This is a genomic window from Streptomyces sp. SID14436, from assembly GCF_010548465.1.
Lineage (GTDB): Bacteria > Actinomycetota > Actinomycetes > Streptomycetales > Streptomycetaceae > Streptomyces.
Map to the genome: position 1 here is coordinate 1 of NZ_JAAGMD010000387.1, position 424 is coordinate 424.

The 424-nt window shown below is 82.8% G+C and carries 1 pseudogene; it reads left to right on the top strand.

The features are described from left to right. Window positions 1-424, top strand: a pseudogene (locus tag G3I53_RS13320) (serine/threonine protein kinase); the annotation flags it as partial.

Sequence of the window (424 nt, forward strand, 5' to 3'; positions counted from 1 at the left end):
CGCCGCCGGGACCGACCCGGCCCACGGCCTGTCCGCCGCCACCGCTCCGCGGGCCCTCGACCGTGCGGGGGACGTGCGTGCGGCCCGGGCCGGTGCGATCGCCGCCTACCGGGCGGGAGCCCGTGCCGCCGCCCGGGTGCAGGAGGCCCAGCAGACCGGCCGGACTGCACTGCCCGGCGCCCGGTCCGCACCCGAGGACGGCACCGCCCCGGCACGGGGCGGCACCACCCCGCCCGGACAGATCGCGGACCCCTACGGCGTCGGTGCCGCCAGGTGGCACGGAGCCACCCCCCGCACCGGTACCGGCAGGACCCAGGACGAGGGCGCGGGTGCCGCACCCGCCGTCGGCGGCGGTGACCCCGGCGGACCGGGACGCGGTGCCCTGCCGCCCGGCGCTCTGCCGCCCGGTGCCGTGCCCGCCCCG